Origin of the sequence: Streptomyces phytophilus (assembly GCF_013870535.1) — a bacterium.
Classification (GTDB): domain Bacteria; phylum Actinomycetota; class Actinomycetes; order Streptomycetales; family Streptomycetaceae; genus Streptomyces; species Streptomyces phytophilus.
In genome coordinates this window covers 1-9,368 of sequence record NZ_JACBXC010000111.1, presented here as the reverse complement: position 1 = coordinate 9,368, position 9,368 = coordinate 1, and the positions used below count along the sequence as shown (strand labels likewise).

6 protein-coding genes are annotated in these 9,368 nt (G+C 72.8%); 3 read left to right on the top strand and 3 right to left on the bottom strand.

The genetic code is table 11. From position 1 onward, the window contains the following. Positions 1-186: 186 nt before the first annotated feature. On the bottom strand, positions 187-1,098 hold the full coding sequence (locus H5J30_RS08970) for a LysR family transcriptional regulator (RefSeq protein WP_181786746.1): 912 nt from the start codon (positions 1,096-1,098) through the stop codon (positions 187-189). A gap of 399 nt (positions 1,099-1,497) precedes the next feature. On the opposite strand from H5J30_RS08970, the gene H5J30_RS08965 reads away from it, so the two are divergent. Both H5J30_RS08965 and H5J30_RS08960 read left to right on the top strand, forming a co-directional pair. Next, complete coding sequence (locus H5J30_RS08965) at positions 1,498-2,385, top strand: class I SAM-dependent methyltransferase (protein ID WP_181786744.1); 888 nt, start codon at positions 1,498-1,500, stop codon at positions 2,383-2,385. A gap of 70 nt (positions 2,386-2,455) precedes the next feature. Continuing rightward, complete coding sequence (locus tag H5J30_RS08960; RefSeq protein ID WP_181786742.1) at positions 2,456-3,976, top strand: sulfatase family protein; 1,521 nt, start codon at positions 2,456-2,458, stop codon at positions 3,974-3,976. An 18-nt stretch (positions 3,977-3,994) separates the two neighbouring features. Here the strand turns inward: H5J30_RS08960 and H5J30_RS08955 are convergent, their stop codons facing one another. Both H5J30_RS08955 and H5J30_RS08950 read right to left on the bottom strand, forming a co-directional pair. Continuing rightward, positions 3,995-6,232 (bottom strand): ATP-binding cassette domain-containing protein, encoded by a 2,238-nt coding sequence (locus H5J30_RS08955; protein ID WP_181786748.1) that lies wholly within the window; start codon positions 6,230-6,232, stop codon positions 3,995-3,997. A gap of 92 nt (positions 6,233-6,324) precedes the next feature. Then, a complete protein-coding gene (locus H5J30_RS08950; RefSeq protein ID WP_181786741.1) occupies positions 6,325-6,759 on the bottom strand; it encodes an anti-sigma factor antagonist in 435 nt (144 codons plus the stop codon). A gap of 324 nt (positions 6,760-7,083) precedes the next feature. Here H5J30_RS08950 and H5J30_RS08945 point away from each other — a divergent pair, with 324 nt between their 5' ends. Further along, positions 7,084-9,168, top strand: a complete 2,085-nt coding sequence (locus tag H5J30_RS08945; RefSeq protein ID WP_181786740.1) for a family 20 glycosylhydrolase — start codon at positions 7,084-7,086, stop codon at positions 9,166-9,168. Positions 9,169-9,368 lie beyond the last annotated feature (200 nt).

Genomic DNA, 9,368 nt, shown 5'->3' with positions numbered 1-9,368 from the left:
GCGGGCCCGCGGGCCCTTCGGCCAAGCCGTGCCCCTTCGGCCGGCCGGCCGGTCGGATGCGGTTCCGCACCGCCAGGTCGTGGACGGCGAGGAGGTTCTGCTCGCCATCGAGGATGCCGGCCGGCGCTCGGCCGTCCCGCCGGTCTCCGCTGAACGGCCCCCGCCGATCGACGTGCACGGCAGAACCTAGCCGACCGTCTCCTTCGCCCGTACGTGCAGCGCGTCGAGCGCGGCGCGTACCGCGGGACTGCCCGTCGCGCCGCGCCGGGTGACCGTGAGGAACGTGCGGGACGGGACCGGCGCCCCGGTTATCCGCACCCGGCGGATCGACGGCACGCCGGAGAACTGGGCGAGCCGGGGGACGAGGGCGACGCCGAGGCCGTGCGAGACCATCACCGCCGTCACGGTCCAGTCGCACGCCTCGTGGGTCACGTCGGGCCCGAAGCCGGCCGCGCTGCAGGCCGCGAGCACGTGCTGCCGCGACCAGACGCCCGGCGGACCGATGATCCACCGCTCCCCCGCGGCCTCGGCGAGTTCGATGCCGGTGCGCTCGGCCAGCGGGTGGCCGTCGGGCACGACCAGGTCGAAGGGGTCCTCGATGAGCGTGTGCTGCTCGAAGCGCTGGTCGCCGCGGGCGGGGGCGTCCGCGGACGCCTCCACGACGGCGAGGTCCGTCTCGCAGTCGAACAGCAGGTCGTAGCAGTCCGCCGGCTCCGCCTCGCGCAGCCGTACGTCGAGCCGCGGGTGTTCGGCGCGCAGCGTGCCGGCCACCGGTGCCAGCAGCCGGCACATCGCGCTCGGGAACCCGGACATGCGCAGCTCCCCCACCGGCTCCTCGTCGATCGCGTGCAGGTCGGCCGCCGCCAGCTCCCACTGCGCCTCGATGATGTCGGCGTGCGCGAGCAGTCCGCGCGCCGCGGACGTGAGCCGCACCCGGCGGCCCTGCGGCTCCAGCAGCCGGACGTCCAGCTCCCGGGCCAGCTGCCGGATCTGCTGGGAGGCGGCGGAGGGGGTCAGGTGGAGTGACTCGGCCGCGGCGGTCACGGTGCCGTAGTACGCGACCGCCCGGAGCACCCGCAGCCGGCGCAGGTCAATCATGTAGGTCCTCCTTCACGGTGCCGTCCATATATCCAACCTAGACCTGAACGAAAGAAACTTCCATGCTGAAGAGACGGCAGCGCGGGCCCGGGCCGACGGGCCGCCGCCGGACGAGAACCGCCGGCGCGTACGGCGGGGAGAGGACATCCACGTTGTTCGAGGGTCACTGCCCCCACTGCGGTTGGGCGGACAGCACGCCGTTCCACACGGTCTCGCGTCACCGCACGGGGGACGGGATGACGATCTGGACCCGGTGCCAGTGCGGTTCGCTGCAGATGCGCGCCGTCGACGCGGCCGGCGGCCGCATCGTCACGCGCGGGCGCCCGGCCCCGGACGCGGTCGGCGGGCCGTACCCGGGAGCGGCGGCTCTGCAGCAGCCGGCGCGGGTAGAAAGGTGCCATGAACGCTGACGAACCGGCGCCCACGGTCGCCGAGATGCTCCGCGCCAACGAGGCCAACTGGGACGCCCGCGCCCCGGTGCACCTGCGCAGCGACTTCTACGGCCTCGACGGCTCCCGGGCGCCGGGCGACTGGTTCGCGCCCTTCGAATGGGGCGACCTCGGCGACCTGCACGGCCGGGACGTGCTCCACCTGATGTGCCACCTGGGCACCGACACGCTCGCCTTCGCCGAGCGGGGCGCGGCCCGCACCGTCGGCCTCGACTTCTCCGCCGCGTCCGTCGCCGGGGCGCGGCGGATCGCGGCGGACGCGGGCCGGGAGGTGGAGTTCGTACGGGCCGACGTGCACCGGGCGCCCGAGGCGCTGGCGGGCCGGCGCTTCGACGTCGTCTACACCGGCAAGGGCGCGCTGTGCTACCTGCCGGATCTCGCGGCCTGGGCCGAGGTGGTACGGGCCCTGCTGCGGCCCGGCGGCATGCTGTACGTGGTCGAGTTCCACCCCCTGCTCGACTCCCTGGGCCCCGCGGGCAGCCCCGACGAGGTGCCGGAACTGCTGCTGCGCCACGACTACCTCGCCGGCCGCGGCCCCGTACGCAAGGACTCCCCGCACACGTACACCGACGGCCCGCCGCTCGCCGGCGCCGTCACCGGCTACGAGTGGCGCCACGGCCTCGGCGACGTGGTCACGGCGCTGGCCGGCGCCGGCCTCACCGTCGACCTGCTGCGCGAGACGGACCTGCTGCCGTGGCCGCGGTTCGCGGCGATGGAGCGGGACCCGGCGAGCGGCTGGTGGCGGCTGCCGGCGACCCGGCCCGCGGTTCCGCTGATCTTCGCGCTGCGCGCCACTTCGGCGCCCACTCCCGCGCCCGCACCCGTGCGGAGGGCTTGAACTCCGGGCCCGTTCCGGGTGACGCTCCCCGGACGACCGTGCCCCCCGCCCCCGTCAGGAAGCGGACCGTATGACGCAGCCCGCCCGCCGCCCCAACATCCTGCTCGTCACCAGCGACCAGCAGCACTGGAACACCCTCGGCCGCGGCAACCCCGAGATCCGCACCCCGCATCTGGACCGGCTCGCCGCCCAGGGCACCGCCTTCGAGCGCGCGTACTGCCCCAACCCGACGTGCACCCCGACCCGCGCCTCGATGATCACCGGCAAGTACCCCAGCCAGCACGGCGCGTGGACGCTCGGCACCAAGCTGCCCGAGGACCAGCCGACCCTCGGGCAGCACCTGGGCGCCGCGGGGTACGCCACGTCACTGGTCGGCAAGGCGCACTTCCAGCCGCTGGCGAGCACGCCGGAGCACCCCTCCATCGAGTCGTACCCGCTGCTGCAGGACCTGGAGTTCTGGCGCGGCTTCCACGGCCCGTACTACGGCTTCGACCATGTGGAGCTGGCCCGCAACCACACCGCGGAGGCGCACGCCGGGCAGCACTACGCGCTCTGGCTGGAGCAGCAGGGGTGCGCGGACTGGCGGCGGTACTTCCGGCCGCCGACCGGCACCCTGGACCCCGGCGTGCGGCACACCTGGCCGATTCCCGAGGAACTGCACTACAACGCCTGGATCGCCGAGCGCACCGGCGCGCTGCTGGAGGGGTACGCCGAGCGGGGCGAATCGTTTTTCTGCTGGGCCAGCTTCTTCGACCCGCACCCGCCGTACCTCGTGCCCGAGCCCTGGGACCGGATGTACGACCCGGACGCGCTGACCGTGCCGGAGGCCGCCGCGGGCGAACACGACGGCAACCCGCCGCACTTCGGCCTCACCCAGCAGGACCGGCCGGACTTCTCCCCGTGGCAGGAGTCCGGGCAGTACGTCCACGGCTTCCACTCCCACCGGCTGCCGGCCGCCGAGCGGCGCCGGCTGGTGGCGACGTACTACGGGATGGTCTCCATGCTCGACGCGTACGTCGGCCGGATCCTGGACCGGCTGGACGCCCTGGGGCTGGCCGAGGACACGATCGTGGTGTTCACCACCGACCACGGCCACTTCTTCGGCCAGCACGGGCTGCAGGCCAAGGGCGCGTTCCACTACGAGGACCTGCTGCGGGTGCCGTTCCTCGCCCGCCTGCCCGGCCGGGTGCCCGCGGGACGCGCCTCCTCCGCGCTGCTCTCGACCGTCGACCTGGCGCCGACGTTCCTGGAGCTGGCCGGGCTGCCGGTGCCGCGGGAGATGACCGGCGTCAGCCAGGCGGCGGTCCTCACCGGGGCCGCGGCGAGCGCGCGGGACCACGTCATCTGCGAGTTCCGGCACGAGCCGACGGCGGTCAGCCTGCGCACGTACGTCGACGACCGCTACAAGCTGACGGTCTATCAGGGACAGACGTACGGCGAGCTGTTCGACCTGCGCGCCGACCCGGGCGAGACGCGCAACCTGTGGGACGACCCGGGGAGCGCCGGGCTCAGGTCCGAGCTGCTGCTCAGGTACATCTGGGCGGAGCTCGGCAAGGAGCCGATGTGGATGCCGCGGGTGGCGGCGGCGTAGGCGCTCCCCGGGGCCGGATCAGTCCCGGTCGACGTACTCGCGCAGGTGCTGGGCCGTGAGCGTGTCCGCCTTCGCGACCAGGTCGGCCGGGGTGCCGGTGAACACCACCCGGCCGCCGTCGTGGCCGCCGCCGGGGCCGAGGTCGATCAGCCAGTCGGCGTGGGCCATGACCGCCTGGTGGTGCTCGATGACCACCACCGAGTTGCCGTCGTCGACCAGCCGGTCGAGCAGCGCCAGCAGCTTGTCGACGTCGGCCATGTGCAGGCCGGTGGTCGGCTCGTCGAGGATGTACGTGGCCGCCTTCTCGGCCATGTGGATAGCCAGCTTCAGCCGCTGCCGCTCGCCGCCGGAGAGGGTGTTGAGCGGCTGGCCGAGACGCAGGTAGCCCAGGCCCACGTCGGCGAGCCGGCCGAGGATGGCGTGCGCCTGGCCGCCGGGGAAGAAGCCGTACGCCTCGGCGACCGACATCCCGAGCACCTCGCTGATGTTCTTGCCGCGCAGCGTGTACGTGAGCACCTCGGGCGTGTAGCGCTTGCCCTCGCACTCCTCGCACACGGACGCCACCCCGGCCATCATCGCCAGGTCGGTGTAGATCAGCCCGATGCCCTTGCACTTGGGGCAGGCGCCCGCGGAGTTGGCGGAGAACAGCGCGGCCTTGACGCCGTTGGCCTTGGCGAAGGCGGTGCGCATCGGGCCGAGCAGCCCGGTGTACGTCGCGGGGTTGGACCGCCGCGAGCCGCGGATCGCCGACTGGTCGGCGACCACGACGCCGTCCCGGCCGGCGAGGTAGCCGTGCACGAGCGAGGACTTGCCGGAGCCGGCGACCCCGGTGACCACGGTGAGCACCCCGAGCGGCACCTCGACGCTCACGTCGCGCAGGTTGTGCAGGTCGGCGCCCTCGACGGCGATGTGCCCGCGCGGCTGCCTGGACCGCTCGCGCAGCCGCACCCGGTGCCCGAGATACCGGCCGGTCAGCGTGCCGGAGGCGCGCAGCCCCGGCAGGTCGCCGCTGAAGGTGACGTGCCCGCCGTCGCTGCCGGCGCCGGGGCCGAGGTCCACGACGTGGTCGGCGATCGCGATGACCTCGGGCTTGTGCTCGACGACGAGCACGGTGTTGCCCTTGTCGCGCAGCCGCAGCAGCAGGTCGTTCATCCGCCGGATGTCGTGCGGGTGCAGCCCGATGGTGGGCTCGTCGAAGACGTAGGTGACGTCGGTGAGGCTGGATCCGAGGTGGCGCACCATCTTCACGCGCTGCGCCTCGCCGCCGGAGAGGGTGGCCGAGGGGCGGTCGAGGCTGAGGTAGCCGAGACCGATCTCGACCAGCGAGTCCAGCAGCCCGCGCAGGTTGTCCAGCAGCGGACCGACCGAGTCGTCCGCGATCGCCCGGACGAACTTGGCGAGGTCGGTGATCTGCAGGGAGGCGCACTCGGCGATGTTCCGGCCGTCGATCTTCGAGGAGAGCGCGGCGGCGGAGAGCCGGGTGCCGCCGCAGTCGGAGCACTCGGCGAAGACGACGGCCCGGTCCACGAAGGTGCGGACGTGGCCCTGCAGCGCGTCGCGCTCCTTGACCAGCCACATCCGTGTGATCTTGGGGATGAGCCCCTCGTACGTGATGTTGTGGTTGCCGACCTTGACCTTCACGGTCTCCTTGTGGAGGAGGTCGTGCCACTCCTGGTCGGTGAAGTCCGCGAGCTTCTTGTCCGGGTCGTAGAAGCCGGAGGAGACCAGCACCTCCCAGTACCAGTTGCCGACGGCGAAGTTCGGGATGGTCACCGCGCCCTCGTTGACCGAGAGCCGGCGGTCGACGAGCTGGTCGACGTCGATCTGCGAGACCTCCCCCAGGCCCTCGCAGCGCGGGCACATGCCCTCGGGCAGGTTGAAGCTGAACGCGCCGGAGGTGCCCACGTGCGGCTCGCCGAGCCGGCTGAACAGGATGCGCAGCATCGCGTACGCGTCGGTGGCCGTGCCCACCGTGGAGCGGGAGTTGGCGCCCATCCGCTCCTGGTCGATGACGATGGCGGCGGAGAGGTTGTGCAGCCCGTCGGCGTCGGGCCGGGGCAGGTTCGGCATGAAGGACTGGACGAAGGCGCTGTACGTCTCGTTGATCAGCCGCTGCGACTCCGCGGCGATGGTGCCGAAGACGAGCGAGGACTTGCCGGAGCCGGAGACGCCGGTGAAGACCGAGAGCCGCCGCTTGGGGATGTCGAGCGAGATGCCGGCCAGGTTGTTCGCCCGGGCGCCGCGCACCTTGATCACGTCGTGGGTGTCGGCGGGGCTGGCCGTACCGGCGGCCGGACCCGGAGGATCGTTCTCTGCTGCTTGCGCTGAACACATGAGCGATATCCTAATCAAATTTGACTAGCGATCGCTCCCGGGTTTTCCTCGGGCAGGGCATCGGCCAGCGTCGCCACCGGGCCGAGCGCGTCGAGCAGGCCGCAGCACCGCATGACCCGGTGCGCGGCGACGCTCTCGGGGCAGACCAGCCGCAGCTCGCCGCCGCGGTCGCCGGTGCGCCTGCGGGCGCGTACCAGCAGCCGCAGCCCCGAGCAGTCGAGGAACTCCGTCCCGCACAGGTCGATGACCACGCGCGGCGCGGCCACGCCTGTGATCACGTCGAGGTACGGCTCCACATCGAGCTGGGCGGCGAGGTCGATCTCGCCGCGCAGCTCCAGCACCGTGAATCCGTGCAGCCGGTAGCTCCGCGCGAAGCGCGACTCCACCCGGTCGGCGTGGTCGTCGCCGCCGGTACGCCACGAAGCTCCGGTCACGTCGTCTGTGTACACCACGTGCTCCCCCCACGGGGCCCGTTCTGCCCAGCCGGGGGCAGGCAGCCGAGGTCATAGTCACCGGGGTCCTGGGTGGACCGCCAACCGTAGTGCGGCATGTCGGTACAGGGGCAAGGTTGGCGCAAACGAGCCGGTCAAGATTCCCTCGACCGGGCGATTAATTCACAAACAGCTTGACCGATTCTCACACGATATGGCAATGGGCCGTCACGACATCCGGCGCGGGCGCACAAGTCCACGCCGCACGGCGCGTCCGTCCATGGCCGCGGCCCCCGACGGGCTGGTACGCCTGGGAAGTTGCCGTCGTCCGAGGGAGCCGTCATGCCGCAGGAGACCCCAGCGCCAGCACCGCGCAGACCGTCCGCGCCCGGCACGCCGCACCCGGGGGCGCACGACCGCCGCCGGACCCGGCGCCCCCGCACCCGCGCCCTGTGGCTCGCCGCGGCCGCCGGGATGCTGCTCCCCCTTGCCCCCGGCGTGCCGGCGAGCCAGGCCGCCGAGCCCAACCCCGCGCCCGTCACGATCCCTTCGGTGCGCTCGTGGGACGGCGGCCAGGGCGACTGGGAGCTGACCCGGCAGAGCCGGATCGTGCTGGACCGCGGCGACGCCGGGAAGCTGGCGCCCACCGCGGCGGTACTCGCCCGCGAGCTGGACCTCCAGGAGGGGCTGCGCCCGCGGATCACCACCGGCCGGCCGGGCCGGGGCGACATCGGCCTGTCCCTCGGCGGCAGTTCCCCCTCCCCCGAGGGCTACGAACTGGTCCTCGCCGACTCCGCCCGGATCACCGCCCCCGGCCGCGGCGGCGTGCTCTACGGCACCCGCACCCTGCTCCAGGCGCTGCGCACCGGCGACGGGCAGCACACCGTCCCCCGCGGCACCGCCCGCGACCACCCCACCCACGGCGAGCGCGGCGTGATGCTCGACGCGGGCCGCAGGTACTACTCCCTGGACTACCTCAGGCAGCAGATCCGCCAGCTCGCCTGGTACAAGCTCAACACCTTCCACCTGCACCTGACGGACTGGAACGGCTACCGCATCGAGAGCGACCGGTTCCCGGAGATCGTCGCCGAACAGCACTACACCAAGCGCCAGTTGCGCGACCTGGAGGACTACGCCGCGCGCTACGGCGTGACGCTCGTACCGGAGATCGACCTGCCCGGCCACGCCGTGTCCATCGGCGACGCCCGCCCCGACCTGGCGTTCGCGTGCGAGTCGATGTCCCGGCCGAGCAACGGCTGGGAGGGCTCCGACCGCGGCCACTGGACCCTCGACTACACCAAGCCGGAGACGCGGCGCTTCGCCCGCGAACTGGTCGCCGAGGTCGCGGACATCTTCGACAGCCCGTACCTGCACATCGGCACCGACGAGATCCCGCTGCGCCCGGCGCAGGAGGCGTGCCCCGAACTCGTCGCGTACCAGGAGAAGCAGGGCTACCCGTACCCCGGCGACGTGCTGGTGGAGTTCATCGACGACCTGGCCGGAGCCGTGCGCGCCGAGGGCAAGACGGCGCAGGTCTGGCAGTGGTGGGACTTCCAGCAGCCCACGAGCATCGACCCGGACAAGCGCACCGGGGTCACCGAGTGGCTCTCGCCCCCCGGCGGCCGGGCCGCCGAGGGCTACCCGACCGTCGGCATGGAGGAGAGCAAGCTCTACATGAGTGCCGGATTCGGCGCCACACCCGGCGACTACGCCTTCTTCGACGTGCGCGACGTGTACCGCGACTACCCCTTCGAGTCCGCGCCCAACATCCTCGGCTACCGGATGGCCCGCTGGTCCGACCGCACCTACGACTACTCCGTCGGCTGGGTCGACTACTTCGCCCGCCGCCCGCTCGCCGTCGTCGCCGACCGCACCTGGGCGAAGCCCGCCGGCTCCCCCGTCCAGCCGTTCCTCGACGCCTACGACCGCGTCGGCGACGCGCTGCCGCTGCGGACGTCCGACCCCGCCGATCCCGAGTCGCAGATCGGCGCCAACTCCGGCCTGTACGGGCAGGAGGGCTGGACGGCGGCGGCCACCAGCGAGGAGAGCGCCGGCGAGCCGGGCGGCGCCGCGCGCGCCGTCGACAACGACCCGTACACCCACTGGCACAGCGACTACGGCGCCGCGCTGCCGCAGCAGCTGTCCGTCGACACGGGCGCCCAGCGGCGGCTGGCCGGGGTGCGCTACATGCCGCGGCAGGACGGCGGCATCAATGGCCGGGTCGAGGACTACGAGGTGCTGGTCTCCGACGACGGCGGGAACTGGCGGAAGGTCGCCGCGGGCAGCTTCCCCGAGGACCGCACGGAGTTCACCGTGCCGTTCCCGGAGGTGAAGGCGAGGCACGTCGCGCTGAAGGTGCTCAGTGAGCACGGCCCGTCGGACACGTTCGCCTCGGTGGCCGAACTGGACGCGGTACGCGCCCGGTGAGGCCCCGCGGGGAGCGCCCCGGTGAACGCCCGGTGGCGCCGCGGCGCTCCCCGCGTGACGTTCCGACATAACTGAAATACCCGGACAACCCTCACCCCCGGCGGGCGGTCTGACCCCGTGTCGGACAGCACCGCTGGAAGGGAATGCACGGATGAGGACTCGGGTACGCACCACCCTCGCCATCGCCGCGGCGCCCGCTC